Here is a 22,654-nt window from a genome sequence, read left to right as displayed (position 1 = left end):
TCAGGCAAGCGCGGCAGGTTCCGGTGTTTCATCGCGGTGCAAGGCCACCTGGCGGATCGACAGGCGCAGCTCCGCTGACAGCACGCGCTTGGCCACGCCTTCGGCCAGTTCGGCGAGCTTGTCGTGGTAGCCCAGCTTACCGGTGCTGTCGGGTCGCAAGACCCCTTCGCGTACCAGCGTCTGGATGAAGTGGCGGAACAGGGTCTTGTCGAAGAACTCGGGCGCATTCAAGCCATGCAGGATCGACAGGCGCTGGGCCATCATCACGCACAGCTCCTCCAGTTCCTCGGCGCTCAGCGTGTGCTGGCCGCTGTTGAGCAGCAGCGAAGTGGCCATGTAGAAGCGCTGCAGGGTCTGGGTGATGGTGCGTGCCAGCAGCGTCAGCAGCACGAACTGCCGCGAGCTGGGCGCGGGGCGCATGTAGATGTCTTGCTCCTTGCGCAGCAGCCCCTGTTCGACCAGCGCCGCCAGCCACTGGTCGATCACCTCGTCCAGTTGCTCGGGCGTCCAGCGCAGGAACAGTTCGGCCTGCAGGTACGGATACAGCGCTCGCACGTACTGGCCCAGCAGTTCGCGGCTCATGCGCGAGCTGCTGAGGAAGAAGCTCGCCAGCAGCCCCGGCAGGGCGAAGATGTGCAGTACGTTGTTGCGGTAGTAGGTCATCAGTACCGCGTTGGCTTCGTCCAGGTAGAGGATGCGACCCAGCGCATCCTTCTGCTCGGCCAGCAGGTCCATGCCCAGTACGTGCTCGATAAGTGCCTTGCCGTCACCCTCGGGCAGGGTGGTGTGCGGCGAGTAGGGCACCTGACGCAGCAGGGCCAGGTACAGGTCGAGCACGCGGGTCAGGGCTCGTTCGTCCAGGGCCAGGCGGCTGGTCGACAACAGGGCCAGCGCCACCAGGTTGACCGGGTTGATTGCCGCAGCCTCGTTGAGGTGGCGGGCAACCGTTTCGCCCAGGCGGGTGGTGGTTTCGTTGAGCCAGTCCGGGCGGAACTGCGGGCCCAGCGCCTGTTCGCGCCAGCCGGGTTGCTGCTGGTCGAGGAAGCTGTTCAGGCGGATCGGCTCGCCGAAGTTGACGTACACCTGGCCGAAGCGCTGCTTGAGCGCGCCGATGACCTTGAAGATGTCGAAGATCGATTCCTTCTTCTTGCTGGCGCCGCGCAGCTCGCCCAGGTAGGTGCGGCCTTCGAGCACCCGCTCGTAGCCGATGTACACCGGCACGAAGACGATCGGCGTGCGCGAGGAGCGCAGGAAGCTGCGCAGGGTGATCGCCAGCATGCCGGTGCGCGGCTGCAGCATGCGCCCGGTGCGCGAGCGCCCGCCTTCGACGAAGTACTCCACCGGGAAGCCCTTGGTGAACAGGGTGTGCAGGTACTCGTTGAACACGGCGGTGTACAGCGGGTTGCCCTTGAACGTGCGGCGCATGAAGAACGCCCCGCCGCGGCGCAGCAGGCCGCCGATCACCGGCATGTTGAGGTTGATGCCGGCAGCGATGTGCGGCGGCGTCAGGCCGTTGCGGAACAGCAGGTAGGACAGCAGCAGGTAGTCGATGTGGCTGCGGTGGCAGGGCACGTAGATCACTTCGTGGCCGGGGGCGATGCCCTGCACCTGCTCGATGTGGTTTACCTTGATGCCGTCGTAGATCTTGTTCCAGAACCAGCTCAGCACCACTTCAAGGAAGCGGATCGCGGTGTAGGTATAGTCCGAGGCGATCTCATTGCCATAGTGCAGCGCCTTGGCCTCGGCCTTGGCGTAGGGGATTTTCTCGCGGTCGGCCTCGTCGCTGATCGCCTGGCGCACCAACGGGTCGTGCACCAGCCCTTTGACCAGGTTGCGACGGTGCGAGATGTCTGGCCCGATGACCGCGGTCTTCAGGTTGCGAAAATGCACGCGCATCATGCGTTGGGCCATGCGCACGGTGCGCTCGTGGCCCTTGTTGTGCTGCACCAGCTCGCGCAGGTGGATTGGCGCGGAGAACTGCACCCGGGTCTTGCGCCCGAGGATCAGCACGCTGAGCAGCCGGCGCAGGCGGCCGGTGACCGCCCAGCTGTCGGCGAACAGCAGTTTCCACGGGCTCGACTCGCTGGCCGGGGTCTGGCCCCAGAACACGCTGACCGGAATGATCTGCGCGTCTTCCTCGGCGTGCTGGCTGATCGCCGCGACCAGGCGTTCGAGGGTGGGCGGCGCGCCACGCTTGTCCTGGCGGCCGAGCCAGTCGGGGTCGGGGGTCAGGTAGAAGAATGCCGCGGGCTCCTGCAAGGGGCCGACGGCCACCGGCAGCACCGGGCGTGGCAGCCCTGCCTTGGTGCATTCGTGGTCAACCACGGCCAGGTCGGTCAGCGAAGGCGAGGAGAGGGCGTAGAACACCGGTCGGCTGCGGTCGAGCTTGAGTGTAAGCGAGGACTGGTTGATGGTTTCGGAGCGCACCCACAGGTAGAGAACGCGACGCAGGGCGCCGAAGATGAGGCGGCGCAGGGGAGAACGGGTCATGGGGTGGGCCCTGGGGGGAAGTTGCAGTGTCTTTTCAGCACGTTAGTCTGCCGTATCTGCGTAAGTTCAGCAAAATTCCGCCAAAAATGACCCTGTCATGAATTTTTTTTGTTCCCTGTCATATACTCGGCCTGCCGCTTGCAGGATATTCGCGCAAGCTGCGTCGGCACGGGCGGTGAGCCCATGCCAGCAAGGCGATCTTCAAAATAAAAATCCGGAGTAGTTCAGATGTCGTCTCGTGAGACTGGGAATGTGAAGTGGTTCAACGATGCCAAGGGTTATGGCTTCATTCAGCGCGAAGGTGGTGCGGACGTGTTCGTCCACTATCGGGCTATCCGCGGTGAGGGGCATCGCACCCTGGTCGAGGGACAGCAGGTGGAGTACGCACTCGTGCAGGGCCAGAAAGGCCTGCAGGCAGAGGATGTAGTCGGGCTCTGAGTCTTCCGGCTGCACGCTCAAGCTGCAAGTTGTCCGTGGAACTTGCAGCCTGATGCGAACGGCCTCAGCTGGTACGCCAGGTGATTTCCTCTTCACCGTCGGCGCTGATGCGGATCCAGCGATCGGCATCTTCTTCCCCGTCTTCTTCCGCCCAGCTACCTGGCGCGCAACGTACTTCGACGTTCAGCGCGGCGAATGCCGCACGCGCGCAGGCGATGTCGTCGACCCAGGGGGTCTGGTCACTTTCCAGGTACAGGCTGTTCCATTTCCCCACAGCCTTTGGCAACCAGGTAACCGGGATGTTACCGGCTGTGCACTTGAAGGTCTGGCCTTTCTGCTTCCATTCGCTGCACGGGCCCAGGGCTTGGGTAAGCCAGTCGGCGATCTGCTTGTGATCGACCTCGGCGTCCTTGAGGTAGATCTCGATATCGGGTTGACGCATGGGAGGCTCCAGTGTGCTCAGTCTTGGCGCACGAAATAGTCATAACGCATGGAAACGGTGACCACGAAAGGTTCGGGTTGGTCGATCACTTGTGCGCGCTTCTCGGCGCTGGCCCGCCAGCCGTGCGGAGTCATCGCCAGCAGATCGGCGCGGGCCTTGGCCTCGACCAGGCTCAGGCGGAACTCGAGGACCTCGCTGTGGGCGTGGGTCATGCCTTCAGGGACCAGGGCAAGGTGCTTGTCGTCGGCGTAGGGACGCACTTCATCGTAGAGCACCTCGCGCAGCTCCATCAGGTGACCGCTGGTCGGGCCGACCCGCATCAGCCCGCCGCCCGGGGCGAGCAGGCGCCTGGCCTCCTGCCAGTCGAGCGGGCTGAACACGCTGGCGATGAAGCCACAGCTGGCATCGGCCATGGGAACGCGGGCCATGCTGGCCACCATCCAGGTCACTTCAGGGGCTCGGCGGCACGCGCGCTTCACCGCTTCGCGGGAGATGTCCAGGGCGTAGCCGTCGGCCGCAGGCAGCGCCTGGGCAATCTGCGCGGTGTAGTAGCCTTCGCCGCAGCCGATGTCCAGCCAGGCCTGCGGCTGGCGCTCGGCAGCCAGTTGCGCCAGGCGACTCGCCACCGGGGCGTAGTGCCCGGCGTCGAGGAAGTCACGACGGGCTTCGACCATGGCTTGGTTGTCACCCGGGTCGCGGCTGTTCTTGTGTTGCACCGGCAGCAGGTTCAGGTAGCCCTGGCGGGCGCGGTCGAAGCGGTGGCCGGCGGGGCAGGCCACGCCGTTGTCGAGCTGCGCCAGGGGCGCCTGGCAGAGAGGGCAGGCGAGCATCAGGCGAGCAACCGTACCAGGGTCTGATAGTAGATCTCGGTCAGCAGGTCGAGGTCGCTGGCCAGGATACGCTCGTCCACCTGGTGGATGGTGGCGTTGACCGGGCCGAGCTCGACCACCTGGGTACCCATGGTGGCGATGAAACGGCCATCGGAGGTACCGCCACTGGTCGATGGTCGGGTCTCGCGGCCAGTGACGGCCTTGATGCTCGACGACACCGCATCGAGCAGTTCGCCCGGCTCGGTGAGGAACGGCAGGCCCGAGAGCGCCCAATCGATGCTCCATTCCAGCTGGTGCTTGTCGAGGATCGTCGCGACGCGTTGCTGCAGGCCCTCGACCGTCGATTCGGTGGAGAAACGGAAGTTGAACAGCGCGGTCAGCTCGCCCGGTACCACGTTGGTGGCACCAGTGCCGGAGTTGAGGTTGGAAATCTGGAAGCTGGTCGGCGGGAAGAACGCATTGCCTTCGTCCCAGTGCTCGGCCGCAAGTTCCGCCAGGGCCGGCGCGGCCAGGTGGATAGGGTTGCGCGCCAAGTGCGGGTAGGCCACGTGGCCCTGCTTGCCGCGCACGGTCAGCTTGGCGCCGAGCGAGCCGCGACGGCCATTCTTGACCACGTCACCGAGCAGGGTGGTGCTGGACGGCTCGCCGACGATGCACCAGTCCAGGCGCTCGTTGCGCGCCTTCAGGCGCTCGACCACGGCCTTGGTGCCGTGGTGGGCCGGGCCTTCCTCATCGCTGGTGATCAGGAAGGCGACTTTGCCGCGGTGGTTCGGGTAGTCCTGCACGAAGCGCTCGCTGGCCACCACCATCGACGCCAGGCTGCCCTTCATGTCGGCGGCGCCGCGGCCGCAGAGCATGCCGTCGGCATCGATCAGCGCCTCGAATGGTTCATGCTGCCACTGCTGCACCGGGCCGGTGGGCACCACGTCGGTGTGGCCGGCGAAGCACAGCACCGGGCCTTCCTGGGTGCCATGGCTGGCCCAGAAGTTGTCTACGTCTTCGATGCGCATCGGCTCGAGCTGGAAGCCGACGGCGCCCAGGCGGTTCATCATCTGGGTCTGGCAGTCGGCATCGACCGGGGTGACCGACGGGCGGCGGATCAGGTCACAGGCCAGTTGCAGGGTAGGCGAAAGCTCGGCTGGGGCCGTCATTGCAAGACTCCGGGGGCAAGGCAGGGCGGGAAACTGGGGCGTTATCTTATATCAAATGATGTCTGCGGACACGATGTGCTTGGCGGGAGCGGCGTACCGCCGCTCCCACGCCGCATCAAACGACTTGTGCTTCGCTGACCTTGTCCGCCGGCTTGGGCAGCGACGACAGCAGCGCCATCACCAACGCCGCCAGGTATGGCAACGACTGCACCAGCAGCATCGCCACCCAGAAGCGCATGTCCGAACTCGGCAGCCCCTGAACCAAATAGATCCCTAGCGCCGCGCCCCACAGCATCAGCATGATGAACAGCTCTTCGCGGGCCTCGGCAATCGCCACCAGCAGCCCATGGCTATCAGCATTCTTTGGCGTGCGGAAGAACGGCATGCTGCTGGTGAAGAAACCGTACAGCACCGCCTTGGCGATGGTATGCGACAGCGCCAGCCCTGCCAGGGCGGCGGCGAAGGCGTCCTTCAGGTCGACACCCACCGCGCGGCGATAGAGGAACAGGATCTTGCCGACCTTGAAGAAGAACAGCGCCAGCGGCGGGATGGCGAACATCATCAGCGGCGGATCGACCCGATGCGGCACGATGATCATCGCCGCCGACCACAGCAGCGCGCCGACGGTGAAGAAGATGTTCATGCCATCGGCGATCCATGGCAGCCAGCCGGCCAGGAAGTGGTAGCGCTGGCCGCGGGTCAGCTCGCTGCCCTTGCCGCGCAGCAGGGCGCCGGCATGGTGCTTGATGATCTGGATGGCGCCGTAGGCCCAGCGGAAGCGCTGCTTCTTGAAGTCGATGAAGGTGTCGGGCATCAGGCCTTTGCCGTAGCTGTTGTGGGCGTAGGCCGCCGACAGGCCTTTCTCGAATACCCGCAGGCCCAGTTCGGCGTCTTCGCAGATGCACCACTCGGCCCAGCCGAGCTCCTCGAGCACGCTGCGCCTGGTCATGGTCATGGTGCCGTGCTGGATGATCGCGTCACGGTCGTTGCGGGTGACCATGCCGATATGGAAGAAGCCCTTGTACTCGCTGTAGCACAGCTTCTTGAACGCGCTCTCGTGCTGGTCGCGGTAGTCCTGCGGCGACTGCACCACGGCGATCTTCGGGTCGGCGAAGTGCGGCACCATGTGTTTTAGCCAATTACGGTCGACGCAGTAGTCCGAGTCGATCACCGCGATCACCTCGGCGTCCTTGGCGGTGTGCGGGATCAGGTAGTTCAGGGCGCCGCCCTTGAAGCCGGCCAGGGGCGCGACGTGGAAGAACTTGAAGCGCTCGCCGAGTTTCTCGCAGTGGGCCTTGAGCGGCTCCCAAACGGCCGGATCCTTGGTGTTGTTGTCGATCACCAGCACTTCGTAATCCGGGTAGTCCAGCGCGGCGAGGGCGTCTAGGGTCTGCTTGACCATCTCCGGCGGCTCGTTGTAGCACGGCACATGCACCGAGACTTTGGGCCGATAGGCGCTGTCGCCCTGCACGGGCAGGAATTCGCGTCGGCGTTTGTGGATCCACACCGCCTCGGCCAGTTCGTGGGCCTCGGTCAGCAGCACGATGAAAACGCCGAGGGCACCGAGCGCCAGCAGCACACCCACGGTGAGGCTGAACCAGGTGCTGTACTGCTGGCTGTAGTCGTAGGCGATCCATACCAGCACCGACCCGCACAGGAAGGTGATGAAGGTGAGGAAGGTACGCCCACGCTGGCGCAGGGCCGAGCCGTCGATCAGCAGGACGGCCAGGGCGATCATCGCCAGCACCACCGAGGCCACGGCCAAGGCGCGCCATTGCGGGATCGCCACGATCGGCCCCTCGAAGTTGAACTTCTGCTGGCGCTCGGCGTTGTACACGCCCCAGTAGGCGCCCACCGAGCCTTCGTCGCTGGCCTTCCATGGCTGGTCATAGGCTTCGATGACGAAGTAGTTGTAGCCACGGCGGTTGAGGGTGTTGACCAGGGTACGCAGGTAGATGGCCTGGTCGGCCTGGGTGGCGTCGGCGCCGCCGCGCATGCGGCCATTGCTTGGCCAGCCGACCTCCGAGAGCAGCAGAGGCTTGCGTGGGAACTGCTTGCGCAGCTCGCGGGCACGGTCGAGGACGAACTGCACCGAGTCCTTCATGGGCACGAATTCCCAATAGGGCAGGATGTGCGCGGCGATCAGGTCGACGTGTTTCGCCAGCTCCGGGTGTTCCTTCCAGATGTGCCACTGCTCGCTGGTGGTCACCGGCACCTTCACCGCGGCGCGCACCCGGTCGAGGTAACCGATCAACTGTTCGGCGGTGACTTCCTCGCGAAACAACGCTTCGTTGCCGACCACCACCCGCACCACGCTGCGCGAGGTATTGGCCAGGCCGATGGCCTTTTCGATCTCGCGCTCGTTGCGCTCCTGGTCGTTGCTGATCCAGATGCCCAAGGTCACGCGCAGGCCGAGCTCTTCGGCCAGGCGCGGTACCTCGGCCTGGGTGCCTTCAACGGTGTAGATGCGCACGTTGTCGGTCAGCTTGTTCAGTTGCTCGAGGTCCTGGCGGATCTCGTCCTCACTGGGGTACTGGCCTTTCTGCGGGCTTTGCCCCAGGCGGAAGGGCGAATAGGAAAACCCAGAGATCTGTTCCGGCCAGGCGGGGGCGGAAACCGGGCGGTTGATCAAGGCCCAGAACCCGGTGAACAGCGCGGCGATCGCCAGGACCACCACCAGGTTGAGACCGAATTTACGTGATGACATAGGTGTTCGAGGTTCCGAAGAGGGGAGCGAGGGTCGCTGTCGCAGGCCGTGGGTCCTACAAGTGCCGGAGAAGGTAATCTGTTGGATTATCGACAAGGAATGTAGTTCTGAGGCCGTTCGCTTGTCGTCCAGATATATTTGCTTGATAGGACATTAAAGCAGGCTCGGTAGGTTTTGTTCCAACCCCGGGCCGCTCTGCCACGCCCTTGCGGCGTGTTCACGCGCTGTGCTCCCCCTGGAGCGCATGCCTTGGCATATAATGCGCGCCGGTTTTTTCGAGGTCCCCACATGAGCACAGAAGATCCACGCTTCGCCGGCGTCGCCCGGCTCTATGGCGACGACGGCCTGCAGCGCCTGCGCCAGGCCCATGTGGCCATCGTCGGTATCGGCGGGGTCGGCTCGTGGGCAGCCGAGGCCCTGGCGCGCAGTGGCGTGGGCGAGATCAGTCTGTTCGACCTCGACGATGTCTGCGTGAGCAACACCAACCGTCAGGCCCACGCCCTCGAAGGGCAGGTGGGCCGCCTCAAGGTCGAGGTGATGGCCGAGCGTCTGCGGGCGATCAACCCGGCCTGCACGGTGCACGCGGTGGCCGATTTCGTCACTCGCGAGACCATGGCCGAGTACATCACCGAGCAGATGGACTGCGTGATCGACTGCATCGACAGCGTGATGGCCAAGGCCGCGCTGATCGCCTGGTGCCGCCGGCGCAAGATCGCCATCGTCACCACCGGTGGCGCCGGTGGGCAGATCGACCCGACCCAGATCCAGGTCGGCGATCTCAACAAGACCTTCAACGACCCGCTGGCTTCACGGGTGCGCTCGACCTTGCGCCGCGACTACAACTTCTCGCGCAACACCAGCCGCAACTATGGCGTGCCATGCGTGTTCTCCAGCGAACAGCTGCGCTACCCCAAGGGCGACGGCAGTGTGTGCCTGCAGAAGAGCTTTGTCGGTGAAGGCGTACGCCTGGACTGCGCCGGTGGTTTCGGCGCGGTGATGATGGTGACCGCGACCTTCGGCATGGTGGCGGCGAGCAAGGCCGTTGAAAAGCTTGTGGCCGGGGCGCGGCGCCCTTCGGAGCGGGTCAAGGCTGATTAGGCTATCGCGGGGTAGTGATTCAGGCCTGGGTGGCGAGTTCGGCCATCCTGAGTAGCACCGCATGCAGCCCATTGCTGCGCGACGGTGACAACTGCCGCTCCAGCCCCAATTGGGTAAACCAGGCGCTCAGGTCGACCGCTTCCAGCTGATCGCTGGCCAAGCCTTGTACCCGCACAAGAAGAAGTGCCAGCAACCCCCGCAGCATCCGCGCATCGCTGCCTGCCTTGAACCGCCACTGGCCGTCGTCCTGCACAGCCACCAGCCATACCAGGCTCTCGCAGCCATGCACCCGATTGGCTTCGGTCTTGTCGTTGTCACCCAGCGGTTCCAGGCGGTCGCCCCACTGCATCAGCAACCGCGCCCGCTGCTCCCAGCCACGCGCCTGTTCGAACGCTTCCAGCGCTTGGCTGGCCTCTGGCGAAAGGTTCATCGCAACAGCTCCAGGCCTTTGTCGAGCGCCGCGAAGAAGCGCTGCAGGTCGTCACTGTCGGAGTACAGCCCCAGCGATACGCGAATCGCGCCATCGAGCCCCAGGTGCCTGAGCAGTGGCATGGCGCAATGGTGCCCGGCGCGCACGGCGATGCCCTGTTCGGTCAGCAGGTGGGCGATATCGGCGTTGTGCACGCCATCGATGACGAAACTGGCCAGTGCTGCCTCGGGCGAGCCGAGCAGGCGAACTCCCTCGCGATCGGTCAGGCCCCGTACCAGGTACTGGTGCAGGCTGGTTTCATGGGCGGCCACGGCATGTATGTCGAGGCTGGCCAGGTAGTCCAGGGTGGCGCCCAGGCCGATCACCCCGGCAATCGGCGGGGTGCCGGCTTCGAAACCCAGTGGCGCGGGGCGGAAACTGGCGCTCTGGTAGTCCGCCATCTGCACCATTTCTCCGCCGTACTGCCAGTGACGCAGCAACGCCAGCGCATCCTGGCGGCCGTAAAGTACGCCCACCCCGTCGGGACCATAGAGTTTGTGGCTGGAGAACACATAGAAGTCGCACGCCAGTTGCTGCACGTCATGCCGGCCATGAACCACGCCTTGGGCGCCATCGACAACGCTCAGCGCGCCCTGGGTGCGGGCATGTGCCAGCAAAGGCGCCAGCGGTTGCCAGGTACCCAGCACGTTGGACAGTTGGCTGATCGCCAGCAGGCGAGTGCGCGGACCGATCAGTTGCAGGGCCTGCTCCAGGTCGACGTGCCCCTGGTCAGTGACCGGCAGGACCACCAGTCGCAGGTTGTGGCGGTGCGCCAGTTGTTGCCAGGGCAGCAGGTTGGCGTGGTGCTCCAGGCCGCTGACGGCGATTTCGTCGCCTGCCTCGAAGCGATGTTCCAGGCCATAGGCCAGCAGGTTCAAAGCCGAGGTAGCGCCGTGGGTGAATACGATCTGGCGCGCATCGGCTGCATTGAGCCAGGCGGCGACCTTGTCCCGTGTGCCCTCGAAGGCCTGTGTCGCCAAGGCGCCCGGCAGATGCTGGGCGCGGTGCACGTTGGCTGCGCCATGGCCGTAGTAATGGCTCAGGGCATCGAGCAGGGCCTGGGGTTTCTGCGTGGTGGCGGCGCTGTCCAGGTAGGTCTGGTGCTGCCGTTGCAGGGCGGCGATGGCCGGGAAATCGGTACGCCAGGGGGAGGGCTGGAACATGTTCGCGGGGCCTGGAATGAAAAATCGGGTCTGCCCGTAGGAGCAGACCCGATCTTATCACCTCAAACCCAGGCAGAGCCTCAGTTGTGAGCGTGCAATGCCTCGTTCAGCTCGATGGCCGACTTGTGGGTCTTGCACTCCACGGCGCCATTGAGCGAGTTGCGGCGGAACAGCAAGTCGGTCTGGCCGGCCAGATCGCGTGCCTTGACCACCTTGACCAGCTGGTTGTTCTCGTCCAGCAGGTTCACCTTGGTACCGGCGGTGATGTACAAGCCGGCTTCGACGGTGTTGCGGTCGCCCAGCGGGATGCCGATACCGGCGTTGGCGCCGATCAGGCAGCCTTCGCCGACCTTGATGACGATGTTGCCACCGCCGGACAGGGTGCCCATGGTCGAGCAGCCGCCGCCCAGGTCCGAGCCCTTGCCGACGAACACGCCGGCGGAGACGCGGCCTTCGATCATGCCCGGGCCTTCGGTGCCGGCGTTAAAGTTGACGAAGCCTTCGTGCATGATGGTGGTGCCTTCGCCGATGTAGGCGCCCAGGCGCACACGGGCGGTGTCGGCGATGCGCACGCCGGCGGGCACCACGTAGTCGGTCATCTTCGGGAACTTGTCCACCGAGAATACTTCCAGCAGTTCGCCTTTCAGGCGCGCTTCCAGTTGCCGCTCGGCAAGCTCCGCCAGGTCGACCGCGCCCTGGTTGGTCCATGCGACGTTGGGCAGCAGCGGGAAGATGCCGGCCAGCGACACACCGTGCGGCTTGACCAGGCGGTGCGACAGCAGGTGCAGCTTGAGGTAGGCCTCGGGGGTGGAGGCCAGGGCGCCGTCTTCGGCCAGCAGGGTGGCGACCAGCGGCTTGTGGCTTTCGGCCAGGCGGGTCAGCAGGGCGGCCTGGGCGGCGTCGACGCCCTTGAGCGCGTCGGCCAGCTGGGCGGCCTGGGCAGTGCTGAAGGCGATGGCCTGGTTGCCCCCTTCATAACCGAGGACCGGTGCGATGGCCGCGACCAGTTCGGCGGACGGCTTGAGCACAGGCTGTGCGTAGAAGACTTCCAGCCAGGCGCCCTGGCGGTTCTGGGTGCCGACGCCGAAGGCCAGGCTGAACAGCGATTGAGACATGCGATTACCTCATGCGAAAAGGGGATGGAGCGTAATGCGTGATCAGGCCAGCGCCGCCGCGTACAGGTCGGGCTTGAAGCCGACCAGCGTGCGCTCGCCGAGGTCGAGCACCGGGCGCTTGATCATCGACGGTTGGGCGACCATCAGTTCGACGGCCTTGGCCTGGTCGAGGTCGGCCTTGCTGGCGTCGTCGAGCTTGCGGAAGGTGGTCCCGGCGCGGTTCAGCACGACTTCCCAGCCATGCTCGTCGCACCAGCGGTTCAGGCTGTCGCGGTCGATGCCCTGGGTCTTGTAGTCGTGGAAGTCGTAGCCAATGGCCTTTTCTTCAAGCCAGGTACGGGCCTTTTTCATGGTGTCGCAGGCTTTGATGCCGTAGAGAGTGTAAGCCATTGAAATGCCTGGGGCTGCCGGCCGTGGCCTGGCGTCCCCGATACTCCTTGAAGATTGGGTGGCAGCGATTATGCGGTATCAATGGGGTTGGCGCCACGGCTGCGGGCCCGAAGGTATGGGGGGATGTATGTCACATCGTCTCAAGTAGCATTGTGTTACATATTCGCCGGTGGGTTGCGACTAACGTGCAGCGGTCCACAATAGAAGGTCCTCGCTAACATATTGTTTCAATGGCGATGTTTCGCTGTCGTTTCTCCGATCACACAGGAAGCTTGCCGATGCAGTCAGCCTATACCGTTCTTATCCTGCTGATGCTGGTGAGCGTGTCGAAACTGGTAGGGCGCGTGTTGCCGCTGCCGCTGCCGCTGGTACAGATTGGCGCGGGTGCCTTGCTGGCCTGGCCAACCCTGGGCCTGCACGTGGCGCTGGACCCGGAGTTGTTCCTGTTCCTGTTCCTGCCGCCGTTGCTGTTCGCCGATGGTTGGCGCATGCCCAAGCGCGAGCTGTGGCGTATCCGCGGGCCGGTGGTGGCTCTGGCCGTGGGGCTGGTGCTGTTCACCGTGGTCGGCGCCGGGTACTTCATCCACTGGCTGCTGCCGAGCATTCCCCTGCCGGTGGCCTTTGCCCTGGCGGCGGTGCTGTCGCCCACCGATGCGGTGGCGGTCTCGGCCATCACCCAGGACCGCCTGCCCACGCCCCTGATGCACATGCTCCAAGGCGAGGCATTGATGAACGACGCCTCGGGCCTGGTAACCTTCAAGTTCGCCCTGGCCGCCGCCATCACCGGCGTGTTCTCGCTGACCGAGGCCAGCCTGACCTTCGTGCTCGTCGCCCTTGGCGGCCTGGCGGTGGGCGTGGCGCTGAGCTGGCTGGTGGGGCGCCTGCGCATGTGGATGATCACCCACGGCTGGGACGATCCGGCCACGCACGTGGTGTTCATGCTGCTGCTGCCGTTCGCCGCCTACGTGCTGGCCGAGCGCCTGGGCGTGTCGGGCATCCTCTCGGCGGTGGCCGCGGGCATGATGCAGAGCTGGCTCGACCTGCTGCCGCGCCAGACCAGCACCCGCCTGCTCAATCGCAGTGTCTGGTCGTTGCTGGAGTTCGCCTTCAATGGCCTGATCTTCCTGCTGCTCGGCCTGCAGTTGCCGGACATCATCAAGGCGGTGGTCACCGACGAGGCGACGGTGTGGCCGACCCTGGCCTGGCGCTGCCTGGACGTGGTGGCGATCTTCGCCGCGCTGGTGCTGCTGCGTTTTGTCTGGGTGCAGAGCATCTGGCGGGCGATCGGCGTGGTGCGGCGCTGGCGCGGCAAGCCGGCGCTGGTGCTGATGCCGACCGCGCGCTCCTGCTGGCTGCTGACCTTTGGCGGCGTGCGCGGGGCGGTGACCCTGGCGGGCGTGATGTCGGTGCCGTTGCTGATGGGGGCGGGCAAAGCCTTCCCCGAGCGCGACCTGCTGATCTTCATTGCCGCCGGGGTGATCCTGCTGTCGCTGGTCAGCGCGGTGATTGCCCTGCCGATCCTGCTGCGTGGCGTGACCAAGAGCCCTGACGAACGCTTGCACCAGGAGGTGCAGGAGGCCTGGCGGCGCACCGCCGAAGCGGCTATCCATGCCCTGGAAGCCGAGGAAGTGATCGATGCCAATGCGCCCCAGGACGCCGCCCAGGCCACCCTGGCCACCGAGCTGAAAGCGCGGCTGATGGCCGAATACCGGGATGAACTGGACAGCTACAACGACACCGCCGAGGCCCGTGCGCTGGCGGAGCAGATGGATCTGCTGGAGCGTCGCCTGCGTCTGCGGGCATTACGTGCTCAGCGCCTGGAACTGTACGAGCTGCATCGCCAGCATCTAGTGGGTGATGAGGTGGTGCGACAGGTGCTGGGGGAATTGGACATGAGCGAGGCGAACCTGGGGCAGGTTCGCTAGTGAAGCAGGGGGCGCAGGGCGCCCCCTTGCAACTCAACGGTTGTGCAGGAAGTCGCGAATCCTCTCGGCCGCCTCGATGCACTCGGCCAGCGGAGCAACCAGCGCCATGCGCACGCGGCCGGCGCCTGGGTTTACGCCGTTCACCTCGCGGGACAGGTATGACCCGGGCACCACAGTGACGTGCTCTGCCTCGAACAAGTCGCGGGTGAATTCTGCGTCGCTGCCCGGTACCTTGGCCCACAGGTAGAAGCTGCCATCCGGGCGCTGTACATCCATTACCGGCTGCAGGATGTCGAGCACCGCGTCGTACTTGGCGCGGTATTGGTCGCGGTTCTCGCGCACGTGGGCCTCGTCTTGCCAGGCGGCGATGCTGGCCAGCTGGGTTTGCACCGGCATTGCGCAACCGTGATAGGTACGGTACAGCAGGAATGGTTTGATGATCTCGGCGTCGCCAGCCACGAAGCCCGAACGCAGGCCGGGCAGGTTGGAGCGCTTGGACAGGCTATGGAACACCACGCAGCGCTTGAAGTCACTGCGACCAAGTGCAGCGCATGCGCTCAGCAGGCCCGGTGGCGGCGCGTCCTCGTCGAAGTACAGCTCGCTGTAGCACTCGTCGGCGGCGATCACGAAGTCGTGCTTGTCTGCGAGGGCGATCAGCTTCTTCAGGGTGTCCATCGGCACCAGGGCGCCGGTGGGGTTGCCCGGGGAACACAGGAACAGGATCTGGCAGCGTTCCCAGATCTCGGCCGGCACGGCGTCGAAGTCGGGGTTGAAACCGTTGTCTTCCAGGCACGGCAGGTAATGTGGGGTGGCGCCGGCCAGCAGGGCTGCACCTTCGTAGATTTGGTAGAACGGGTTGGGGCTGACCACCAGACCGTTATCGGCGCGGTTGACCACGGCCTGGGTGAAGGCGAACAGCGCTTCGCGGGTGCCATTGACCGGCAGGATATGACGGTCGGCGTCAAGCCAGCCCGTCGGTACGCCGAAGCGCCGTTCGCACCACTGGCCGATGGCCTGGCGCAGGGCCGGGAGGCCGATGGTGCTGGGGTAGACCGCCAGCTTGTCGAGGTTGTCGGCCATGGCCCTGGCGACGAACGCCGGCGATTCATGTTTCGGCTCACCGATCGACAAGGCGATGGCGCGCTTGTCGGCTGCCGGTTTCACGGTGCCCAGCAGGGCGCGCAGTTTCTCGAACGGGTAGGGCTGGAGCTGGGTCAGGGCGTGGTTCATCGGCGCAAGGTCTCGTTAGCGTCAAAAGGTCATGCGGGTAGGGCTGGCGTCGCTGGCCTGGCCGGCCTGCAACTGCTGGACGATGGCTTCCTGCAGGCGGCTGCACAGCTGCGGGTCGGACAGCGGCTGGTTGTCGGCGTCGGTGATGAAGAACACGTCTTCCACGCGCTCGCCGAGAGTGGCGATCTTGGCGTTTTGCAGTGAGATGTCGAACTCGAGGAAGATCCGCCCGATCCTGGCCAGCAGGCCGGGGCGGTCGGGCGCGGTGATCTCGAGGATGGTCACCGGGCGCTGGGCGTCGTTGAGGATGGTCACCTGCGGCGGGAAATCGAAGTGCTTGAGCTGGCGTGGCACCCGGCGCTGGATGATCGCCGGGTAGTCCTCGGGATTGCGCAGCGCCTCGGTCAGGCCGTCGCGGATCTGCCTGACCCGCTGTGGATTGTCACCGATCGAGCCGCCGTCGTTGTCGAGCACGATATAGGTGTCGAGGGTGAACTGGCTGCTCGAGGTGATGATCCGGGCATCGTGGATGTTCAGGTTGAGCTGGGCCATGGCGGCCACGGTCACGGCGAAGAAATCGTGCTGGTCGGGGGCGTAGATGAAGATCTGCGTGCCGCCCTCGAATTCGCGCTGGGTGGTCTCCTTGATCAGCACCAGCGGGCCGCCATCGGCCGGTTGCTGGAGGATCGCATCGCTGTGCCAGGCCACATCGGCGGCAGTGTGCTTGAGAAAGTAGTCGTCGCCCAGTTGCGACCAGAGCTGCTCGACGTCATCCGGGTCGGTGCCCTCGCGCACCAGGATGTCCAGCGCCGCGCTTTGCGTCTGGCGGATCTGCTCTTCGCGGTCCAGCGGGTTTTCCAGGCCGCGGCGCAGGGCGCGCTTGGTTTCGGTATAGAGCTGGCGCAGCAGGCTCGCCCGCCAGGAGTTCCACAGGCTGGGGTTGGTGGCATTGATGTCGGCCACGGTCAGCACGTAGAGGTAATCCAGGCGTGTCTCGTCACCGACATGCAGCGCGAAATCGTTGATCACCTGTGGGTCGGAGAGGTCCTTGCGCTGGGCGGTGGTGGACATTACCAGGTGGTTCAGCACCAGCCAGACGATCAGGCGGCTGTCCCAGGCCGGCAACTGGTGGCGCTGGCAGAACGCTTGCGCGTCGACGGCGCCCAGTTCGGAGTGGTCACCCTGGCGACCCTTGCCGATGTCATGGTAAAGCCCTGCCAGGTAAATCAGCTCGGGCTTTGGCAGGCGGCCCATGAGCTTGCTGGCCAGCGGGAATTTCTCCGAGACGGGCGTGTATTGCAGTTTGCGCAGGTGCTTGATCAGGTTGAGGGTGTGGGCGTCGACCGTGTAGATGTGGAACAGGTCGTGCTGCATCTGCCCGACGATCAGGCCGAACTCTGGCAGGTAGCGGCCGAGGATGCCGTAGCGGTTCATTCGCCGCAGGTTGCGGTGGATGCCGATCTCGCACTTGAACAGCTCGATGAACAGGCTGGTGTTGCGGATATCGTGGCGGAACTTGTCGTCGATCAGGTGGCGATGTTCGCGCAGCAAGCGCACGGTGTCGGCGCGCACGCCCTTGATTTCGGGGTGCTGGGCCATCAGTACGAAGATTTCCAGCATGGCGAACGGGGTGCGCCTGAAGACGTTCGGGTTGACCGCTTCTATATAGCCATCGTGCAGGCGGAACCGGGCATTGACCGGCTGCGTGGCGCCGCTGTCGTCATCGGCCAGGATCACCTCTTCAAAATGCTGGATGATCAGGTCGCACAGCTGGCTGATGCTCATCACCACCCGGTAGTACTGCTGCATGAACTGTTCGATGGCGCGCTTGGGGTTTTCGTCGGTGTAGCCCAGCAGCGCGGCGATGCTGCGCTGGTGGTCGAACAGCAGGCGGTCTTCGGCGCGCCCGGCCAGCATGTGCAGGGCGTAACGCACACGCCAGAGGAAGGCCTGGGACGAGGCCAGCAGTTCGTTTTCGCTCTCCAGCAGGAAGTCTTCACCCGCCAGTGCGTGCAGGTTCAGCGTGCCGTACTGGCGCCTGGCTACCCAGAGCACGGTCTGGATGTCGCGCAGGCCGCCCGGGCCGCCCTTGACGTTGGGCTCAAGGTTGTACTCGGTGTCGTTGTACTTGTGATGGCGAGCCTTGAGTTCGGCACGTTTGGCCAGGAAGAACTCTTTGCTGGGCCACATGTGCGCGGTGCTGGTGGCGTCGAGCATGCGCTGGCGCAGCGCCTCGGGGCCAGCGATGGTACGGCTTTCCATCAGGTTGGTGATGACCGTGAGGTCGGCCCGGGCCTGCTCGGCGCACTCGTCGACGGTACGCACGCTCTGGCCGACCTCCAGGCCGATGTCCCAGAGCAGGGTGAGGAAGCGCTCGATGGCATCGCGGTACTGCTCGTGCTCGGCGGCGTCGAGCAGGATCAGCAGGTCGATGTCCGAATACGGATGCAGCTCGCCACGGCCGTAGCCGCCAACCGCCACCAGGGCGATGCCGTCTGGCGTGCCCCAGCTGAACTGGTGCCAGGCTTGTTGCAGGATGTTGTCGACGAACCAGGCGCGGTCCTCGATCAGCCGACGGATCTCGCGGCCTTCGCGAAAACGCTTGTCGAGCACCTCGCTGGCCATGCGGATGGCCTTCTTGAAAGCGGCGATGGGGCTTGCCTTGAGGGCCAGTTCCGCCTGGAACTGGCCGCGGTCGAACAGTTCGGGATCCACCTGGGGCATCGAGTCGCGTTCCTGTCGTTCAGTATCAGGCCGAGGTGCGCGGGATGGTGTCGTCCTTGCGCAGGGTGAAGATTTCGTAGCCGGTGGCGGTCACCACAAGGGTGTGTTCCCACTGGGCCGAGAGCTTGCGGTCCTTGGTGATGGCGGTCCAGCCGTCGCCCAGCACCTTGGTGTCGGCCTTGCCCTGGTTGATCATCGGCTCGATGGTGAAGGTCATGCCTTCCTTGAGCTCCATGCCGGTGCCGGCGCGGCCGTAGTGGACGATCTGCGGCTCTTCGTGGAACACCTTGCCGATACCGTGGCCGCAGAACTCGCGTACCACCGAGAAGCCGTTCTTTTCGGCGTGTTTCTGGATCACCTCGCCGATGTCGCCCAGGCGGCAGCCGGGCTTGACCAGTTCGATGGCCTTGTACAGGCACTCCTGGGTGACCTTGGACAGGCGTTCGGCCCACGGCGCGACGGTGCCGACATGGAACATCCGGCTGGTGTCGCCGTGGTAGCCGTCCTTGATCACGGTCACATCGATGTTGATAGTGTCGCCATCCTTGAGTGCCTTGTCATTGGGGATGCCATGGCAGACCACGTGGTTGATCGAGGTGCAGATCGACTTGGGGAAGCCTTTGTAGTTCAGTGGCGCCGGGATGGCCTTCTGTTCGTTGACGATGTAGTCGTGGCAGAGGCGGTCGAGCTCCTCGGTGGTGATACCGGGCTTGACGTGTGGCTCGATCATTTCCAGCACTTCGGCGGCCAGGCGGCCGGCGATGCGCATCTTCTCGATGTCTTCTGCGGTCTTGATGGTGACGGTCATTACAGGCTCTCTACGGCGCCGCGGGCGGCGCGAACAAACGGGAAAGGCCGGATTCTACCAGAGCGCGGCGTCGATCTGTCGGGATAGTCCAGCAGATCCGGTGGTCTATTGACGGCATTCTGGCCCCAAAAGGCGGGGGCTGCAAAAGCCGCTGACGGACGAAGCATCATCCGGGTTCCGTTCGCCCGCTGGCTGTGGTATAAAATGCGCCGCTTTCGGGGGGATGTCCTCCGTCAGCTCAAACCCACACACGTGTCGACACGATGGCCTGGGTGCCCGGTTTCCCTGGAAACACGGGTTGGTCATTGGGATACGTGGAGGCCCAACCCGACTTATCAAGGAACTATCATGTCCCAAGTCAACATGCGCGATATGCTGAAGGCCGGTGTGCACTTCGGCCACCAGACCCGTTACTGGAACCCGAAAATGGGCAAGTACATTTTCGGCGCGCGCAACAAGATCCACATTATCAACCTGGAAAAAACCCTGCCGATGTTCAACGAGGCTCTGTCCTTCGTAGAGCGCCTGGCCCAGGGCAAGAACAAGATCATGTTCGTCGGCACCAAGCGTTCCGCCGGCAAGATCGTCGCCGAGCAAGCTGCTCGTTGCGGTTCGCCATACGTTGATCACCGTTGGTTGGGCGGCATGCTGACCAACTACAAGACCATCCGCGCTTCGATCAAGCGTCTGCGTGACCTGGAAACCCAGGCCGAAGATGGTACTTTCACCAAGCTGACCAAGAAAGAAGCTCTGATGCGTTCGCGCGATCTGGAGAAGCTGGACCGCAGCCTGGGTGGTATCAAGGACATGGGCGGCCTGCCTGATGCCCTGTTCGTGATCGACGTCGACCACGAGCGCATTGCCATCACCGAAGCCAACAAGCTGGGCATCCCGGTTATCGGCGTTGTCGATACCAACAGCAGCCCTGAAGGTGTTGACTACATCATCCCAGGTAACGATGACGCCATCCGCGCTATCGAGCTGTACATGACTTCGATGGCCGACGCCGTCATCCGCGGCCGCAACAACGTTGCCGGCGGCACTGAAGTCTATGTTGAAGAAGCGGCTGCACCTGCTGCTGAGTAATTGACGCTTAGCGTCTACTTGGCACGCGAAAAGGGGGCTTTGCCCCCTTTTTGCCACCTTGAAATCCTGCTGTCAGCGAAGGCCCCGCATCATGGGCAGGCTGAGGTATAAAACAGCGGATTTGCAGAATTTAACGCCCGTGACGAACGGGTGGAATGGTTGAAAAACTTTCCAAGAGGATTTTGAAATGGCAGCAATTACTGCAGCGCTGGTCAAAGAACTGCGCGAGCGTACCGGCGAAGGCATGATGGATTGCAAGAAGGCCCTGGAAAAGGCCGGCGGCGACATCGAGAAGGCCATTGACGACATGCGTGCCTCGGGCGCCATCAAGGCCGCCAAGAAGGCTGGCAACGTGGCCGCCGAAGGCGCCATCGCCGTCAAGACCGACGGTAAATCCGCCGTCCTGCTGGAAGTGAACTCGCAGACCGACTTCCTGGCCCTGCAAGACGACTTCAAGAACTTCGTTGCCGAAAGCATCGAGCAGGCCTTCGCCGAGAAGCTGACCGACGCCGCTCCGCTGATCGCTTCGCGTGAAGCTGCTCGTGAAGCCCTGGTCGCCAAGTGCGGCGAGAACGTCAACATCCGTCGCCTGGTGCGCGTTGAGGGTGACGTTGTCGGTGCTTACCTGCACGGTAACAAGATCGGTGCAGTTGTTGTCCTGAAAGGCGGTGACGTTGATCTGGCCAAGAACATTGCCATGCACGTTGCTGCTTCTAACCCAGAGTTCCTGGACGCGTCGGAAATCTCCGCCGAGGCTATCGAGCGCGAGAAGAACGTCTTCCTGCAGTTGAACGCCGACAAGATCGCCGGCAAGCCGGAAAACATCGTTGAAAACATGATCAACGGTCGTATTTCCAAGTTCAAAGCCGAAGCTTCGCTGAAAGAGCAAGCCTTCGTGATGGATCCGGAAGTCAAAGTTGGCGCGCTGGCTAAGAAAGCCGGTGCCGAAATCGTTTCCTTCACCTACTTCAAGGTTGGCGAAGGCATCGAGAAGCCGGTTGACGACTTCGCTGCCGAAGTTGCCGCCCAGGTAGCTGCCGCCAAGCAGTAAGACGGACTCGTCTGTCGCCCCAAAGAGGCTGCCCGCTCACGCGCGCAGCCTCTTTGTCAAAGCGGGAGTGGTTTACCAGATCGCTGCCCGCTCACGCGCGCAGCCTCTTTGTCAAAGCGGGAGTGGTTTACCAGATCGCTGCTCGCTGACGCAGTAGCTGCGTCACGCTAGAGTTACGCGCAGGCTGAAAACAGCCCGCCAGATTTTTACAAACGCCGCAGGAGAGATTCGCAATGGCTCAGCAGGGCAGTGGTCATCAGGCTCGCTATAAACGCATTCTACTCAAACTTAGCGGCGAGGCCCTGATGGGCTCGGAAGAGTTCGGGATCGATCCCAAGGTCCTGGATCGCATGGCGCTGGAAGTCGGCCAACTGGTCGGCATCGGCGTTCAGGTCGGCCTGGTGATCGGTGGTGGCAACCTGTTCCGTGGTGCGGCGCTCAGCGCAGCCGGCATGGATCGGGTCACTGGCGACCACATGGGCATGCTGGCCACCGTGATGAACGCACTGGCCATGCGCGACGCGCTGGAGCGTGCGAACATCACCGCGATCGTCATGTCGGCCATCTCCATGGTCGGCGTCACCGATCACTATGATCGCCGCAAGGCCATGCGCCACCTGAACTCGAAAGAAGTCGTGATCTTCGCTGCCGGTACCGGCAACCCGTTCTTCACCACCGACTCCGCCGCTTGCCTGCGCGCCATCGAAATCGATGCCGACGTGGTATTGAAGGCAACCAAGGTCGATGGTGTATACACTGCAGATCCATTCAAGGACCCGCATGCCGAGAAGTTCGATCATCTGTCCTACGATGAAGTGCTGGATCGCAAGCTGGGTGTAATGGACCTGACGGCAATCTGCCTGTGCCGCGATCACAAGATGCCGTTGCGCGTCTTCAACATGAACAAACCCGGCGCCCTGCTGAACATCGTGCATGGCGGCGCGGAAGGAACTCTGATCGAGGAAGTTCAAAAATGATCAACGAAATCAAGAAAGACGCCCAGGCGCGCATGCAAAAGTCGCTGGAGTCGCTGATCCACGCATTTGGCCAGATCCGCACTGGCAAGGCGCACCCGAGCGTCCTGGGTAGCGTGATGGTGCCTTACTATGGCACCGACACCCCGCTGACCAGCGTGGCCAACGTGACCGTGAAAGACAACCAGACCCTGCAAGTGGTGCCTTTCGAGCGCAACATGCTGGGCGCCATCGACAAGGCCATCGGCAGTGCCGGCTTGAACCTCAACCCGACCAACCTGGGCGAGTTGCTGCTGGTCAACATGCCCCCGCTGACCGAAGAAACCCGCAAGGGCTTCACCAAGCAGGCACGTGCCGCAGCCGAAGATGCCCGCGTTGCCGTGCGCAACATTCGTCGTGACGCCATGGGTGACCTGAAGAAGCTGTCCAAGGACAAGGAAATCAGTGAAGACGAAGAGCGTCGTGCCAGTGCCGACATCGACAAGCTGATCAAGGATTTCGAGGCGCAGATCGCCAAGGCCACCGAAGCAAAAGAAAAGGACCTGATGGCCATCTAAGGGTCA

At 63.8% G+C, this 22,654-nt stretch carries 19 protein-coding genes; 7 read left to right on the top strand and 12 right to left on the bottom strand.

The window, feature by feature from the left end; translation table 11 throughout:
* A complete protein-coding gene (gene plsB, locus KHO27_RS16780) occupies positions 1-2,490 on the bottom strand; it encodes a glycerol-3-phosphate 1-O-acyltransferase PlsB (RefSeq protein WP_139669169.1) in 2,490 nt (829 codons plus the stop codon).
* 228 nt (positions 2,491-2,718) lie between these two features.
* On the opposite strand from plsB, the gene KHO27_RS16775 reads away from it, so the two are divergent.
* The gene (locus KHO27_RS16775) at positions 2,719-2,928 is read left to right on the top strand and encodes a cold-shock protein (RefSeq protein WP_011535295.1); all 210 of its coding nucleotides are present in this window, start codon (positions 2,719-2,721) and stop codon (positions 2,926-2,928) included.
* Positions 2,929-2,992: 64 nt separating this feature from the next.
* On the opposite strand, the gene KHO27_RS16770 is transcribed toward KHO27_RS16775, so the two are convergent.
* The 4 genes from KHO27_RS16770 to KHO27_RS16755 all read right to left on the bottom strand — a co-directional run bounded on the left by KHO27_RS16770 (position 2,993) and on the right by KHO27_RS16755 (position 8,058).
* Positions 2,993-3,370, bottom strand: a complete 378-nt coding sequence (locus tag KHO27_RS16770) for a hypothetical protein (RefSeq protein ID WP_102684040.1) — start codon at positions 3,368-3,370, stop codon at positions 2,993-2,995.
* A 17-nt stretch (positions 3,371-3,387) separates the two neighbouring features.
* Positions 3,388-4,200: a putative RNA methyltransferase gene (locus KHO27_RS16765; protein ID WP_214500503.1), complete on the bottom strand. Its 813-nt coding sequence runs from the start codon at positions 4,198-4,200 to the stop codon at positions 3,388-3,390.
* Positions 4,200-5,351 (bottom strand): succinyl-diaminopimelate desuccinylase, encoded by a 1,152-nt coding sequence (gene dapE / locus KHO27_RS16760; protein ID WP_110701861.1) that lies wholly within the window; start codon positions 5,349-5,351, stop codon positions 4,200-4,202. The genes KHO27_RS16765 and dapE overlap by 1 nt, the downstream gene beginning before the upstream one ends.
* Positions 5,352-5,466: 115 nt before the next feature.
* On the bottom strand, positions 5,467-8,058 hold the full coding sequence (locus KHO27_RS16755; protein ID WP_111532141.1) for a glycosyltransferase: 2,592 nt from the start codon (positions 8,056-8,058) through the stop codon (positions 5,467-5,469).
* A 288-nt stretch (positions 8,059-8,346) separates the two neighbouring features.
* Between KHO27_RS16755 and tcdA the strand changes: the two genes are divergently transcribed.
* A complete protein-coding gene (gene tcdA / locus KHO27_RS16750; protein ID WP_038706694.1) occupies positions 8,347-9,156 on the top strand; it encodes a tRNA cyclic N6-threonylcarbamoyladenosine(37) synthase TcdA in 810 nt (269 codons plus the stop codon).
* A gap of 19 nt (positions 9,157-9,175) precedes the next feature.
* On the opposite strand, the gene KHO27_RS16745 is transcribed toward tcdA, so the two are convergent.
* The 4 genes from KHO27_RS16745 to KHO27_RS16730 all read right to left on the bottom strand — a co-directional run bounded on the left by KHO27_RS16745 (position 9,176) and on the right by KHO27_RS16730 (position 12,293).
* The gene (locus tag KHO27_RS16745; RefSeq protein ID WP_110701867.1) at positions 9,176-9,586 is read right to left on the bottom strand and encodes a SufE family protein; all 411 of its coding nucleotides are present in this window, start codon (positions 9,584-9,586) and stop codon (positions 9,176-9,178) included.
* Positions 9,583-10,788: a cysteine desulfurase gene (locus KHO27_RS16740; protein WP_214500502.1), complete on the bottom strand. Its 1,206-nt coding sequence runs from the start codon at positions 10,786-10,788 to the stop codon at positions 9,583-9,585. Before KHO27_RS16740 ends, KHO27_RS16745 begins: the two co-directional genes overlap by 4 nt.
* 80 nt (positions 10,789-10,868) lie before the next feature.
* Positions 10,869-11,903: a 2,3,4,5-tetrahydropyridine-2,6-dicarboxylate N-succinyltransferase gene (dapD, locus tag KHO27_RS16735; protein WP_110701871.1), complete on the bottom strand. Its 1,035-nt coding sequence runs from the start codon at positions 11,901-11,903 to the stop codon at positions 10,869-10,871.
* 42 nt (positions 11,904-11,945) lie between these two features.
* Entirely contained in the window at positions 11,946-12,293 is a 348-nt protein-coding gene (locus KHO27_RS16730) for an ArsC family reductase (RefSeq protein ID WP_046854389.1), read from the bottom strand.
* A 278-nt stretch (positions 12,294-12,571) separates the two neighbouring features.
* Between KHO27_RS16730 and KHO27_RS16725 the strand changes: the two genes are divergently transcribed.
* The gene (locus KHO27_RS16725; protein ID WP_111532142.1) at positions 12,572-14,218 is read left to right on the top strand and encodes a Na+/H+ antiporter; all 1,647 of its coding nucleotides are present in this window, start codon (positions 12,572-12,574) and stop codon (positions 14,216-14,218) included.
* 33 nt (positions 14,219-14,251) lie between these two features.
* Here the strand turns inward: KHO27_RS16725 and dapC are convergent, their stop codons facing one another.
* Genes dapC through map form a run of 3 tightly spaced genes read right to left on the bottom strand, consistent with a single transcriptional unit; the run spans position 14,252 to position 18,980 of the window.
* On the bottom strand, positions 14,252-15,448 hold the full coding sequence (gene dapC, locus KHO27_RS16720) for a succinyldiaminopimelate transaminase (protein WP_110701875.1): 1,197 nt from the start codon (positions 15,446-15,448) through the stop codon (positions 14,252-14,254).
* 21 nt (positions 15,449-15,469) lie between these two features.
* Positions 15,470-18,172 carry a [protein-PII] uridylyltransferase gene (locus tag KHO27_RS16715; RefSeq protein ID WP_110701877.1) on the bottom strand — a complete coding sequence of 901 codons (2,703 nt, stop codon included), beginning with the start codon at positions 18,170-18,172 and terminating at the stop codon, positions 15,470-15,472.
* A 25-nt stretch (positions 18,173-18,197) separates the two neighbouring features.
* Entirely contained in the window at positions 18,198-18,980 is a 783-nt protein-coding gene (map, locus tag KHO27_RS16710; protein ID WP_094011637.1) for a type I methionyl aminopeptidase, read from the bottom strand.
* Positions 18,981-19,328: 348 nt separating this feature from the next.
* Here map and rpsB point away from each other — a divergent pair, with 348 nt between their 5' ends.
* The 4 genes from rpsB to frr all read left to right on the top strand — a co-directional run bounded on the left by rpsB (position 19,329) and on the right by frr (position 22,648).
* Positions 19,329-20,066, top strand: a complete 738-nt coding sequence (rpsB, locus tag KHO27_RS16705) for a 30S ribosomal protein S2 (RefSeq protein WP_023629884.1) — start codon at positions 19,329-19,331, stop codon at positions 20,064-20,066.
* 187 nt (positions 20,067-20,253) lie between these two features.
* Positions 20,254-21,117, top strand: coding sequence for a translation elongation factor Ts (gene tsf, locus KHO27_RS16700; protein ID WP_023629890.1), 864 nt, complete (start codon positions 20,254-20,256; stop codon positions 21,115-21,117).
* Between the two features lie 233 nt (positions 21,118-21,350).
* Entirely contained in the window at positions 21,351-22,094 is a 744-nt protein-coding gene (gene pyrH, locus KHO27_RS16695) for a UMP kinase (RefSeq protein WP_023629889.1), read from the top strand.
* Positions 22,091-22,648, top strand: a complete 558-nt coding sequence (frr, locus tag KHO27_RS16690; protein WP_046854394.1) for a ribosome recycling factor — start codon at positions 22,091-22,093, stop codon at positions 22,646-22,648. The genes pyrH and frr overlap by 4 nt, the downstream gene beginning before the upstream one ends.
* Positions 22,649-22,654: the final 6 nt, after the last annotated feature.

This window comes from Pseudomonas sp. RC3H12, assembly GCF_018596375.1.
In the GTDB taxonomy this organism is placed as follows: Bacteria; Pseudomonadota; Gammaproteobacteria; order Pseudomonadales; family Pseudomonadaceae; genus Aquipseudomonas.
Note: the sequence above shows the minus strand (reverse complement) of the source record. Positions and strands in the feature narration are given on the sequence as shown.

Bases quoted from the DNA above. Each gene is read 5' to 3' on its own strand.
- plsB (WP_139669169.1), bottom strand. From the start codon at position 2,490: ATGACCCGTTCTCCCCTGCGCCGCCTCATCTTCGGCGCCCTGCGTCGC.
- KHO27_RS16775 (WP_011535295.1), top strand. From the start codon at position 2,719: ATGTCGTCTCGTGAGACTGGGAATGTGAAGTGGTTCAACGATGCCAAG.
- KHO27_RS16770 (WP_102684040.1), bottom strand. From the start codon at position 3,370: ATGCGTCAACCCGATATCGAGATCTACCTCAAGGACGCCGAGGTCGAT.
- KHO27_RS16765 (WP_214500503.1), bottom strand. From the start codon at position 4,200: ATGCTCGCCTGCCCTCTCTGCCAGGCGCCCCTGGCGCAGCTCGACAAC.
- dapE (WP_110701861.1), bottom strand. From the start codon at position 5,351: ATGACGGCCCCAGCCGAGCTTTCGCCTACCCTGCAACTGGCCTGTGAC.
- KHO27_RS16755 (WP_111532141.1), bottom strand. From the start codon at position 8,058: ATGTCATCACGTAAATTCGGTCTCAACCTGGTGGTGGTCCTGGCGATC.
- tcdA (WP_038706694.1), top strand. From the start codon at position 8,347: ATGAGCACAGAAGATCCACGCTTCGCCGGCGTCGCCCGGCTCTATGGC.
- KHO27_RS16745 (WP_110701867.1), bottom strand. From the start codon at position 9,586: ATGAACCTTTCGCCAGAGGCCAGCCAAGCGCTGGAAGCGTTCGAACAG.
- KHO27_RS16740 (WP_214500502.1), bottom strand. From the start codon at position 10,788: ATGTTCCAGCCCTCCCCCTGGCGTACCGATTTCCCGGCCATCGCCGCC.
- dapD (WP_110701871.1), bottom strand. From the start codon at position 11,903: ATGTCTCAATCGCTGTTCAGCCTGGCCTTCGGCGTCGGCACCCAGAAC.
- KHO27_RS16730 (WP_046854389.1), bottom strand. From the start codon at position 12,293: ATGGCTTACACTCTCTACGGCATCAAAGCCTGCGACACCATGAAAAAG.
- KHO27_RS16725 (WP_111532142.1), top strand. From the start codon at position 12,572: ATGCAGTCAGCCTATACCGTTCTTATCCTGCTGATGCTGGTGAGCGTG.
- dapC (WP_110701875.1), bottom strand. From the start codon at position 15,448: ATGAACCACGCCCTGACCCAGCTCCAGCCCTACCCGTTCGAGAAACTG.
- KHO27_RS16715 (WP_110701877.1), bottom strand. From the start codon at position 18,172: ATGCCCCAGGTGGATCCCGAACTGTTCGACCGCGGCCAGTTCCAGGCG.
- map (WP_094011637.1), bottom strand. From the start codon at position 18,980: ATGACCGTCACCATCAAGACCGCAGAAGACATCGAGAAGATGCGCATC.
- rpsB (WP_023629884.1), top strand. From the start codon at position 19,329: ATGTCCCAAGTCAACATGCGCGATATGCTGAAGGCCGGTGTGCACTTC.
- tsf (WP_023629890.1), top strand. From the start codon at position 20,254: ATGGCAGCAATTACTGCAGCGCTGGTCAAAGAACTGCGCGAGCGTACC.
- pyrH (WP_023629889.1), top strand. From the start codon at position 21,351: ATGGCTCAGCAGGGCAGTGGTCATCAGGCTCGCTATAAACGCATTCTA.
- frr (WP_046854394.1), top strand. From the start codon at position 22,091: ATGATCAACGAAATCAAGAAAGACGCCCAGGCGCGCATGCAAAAGTCG.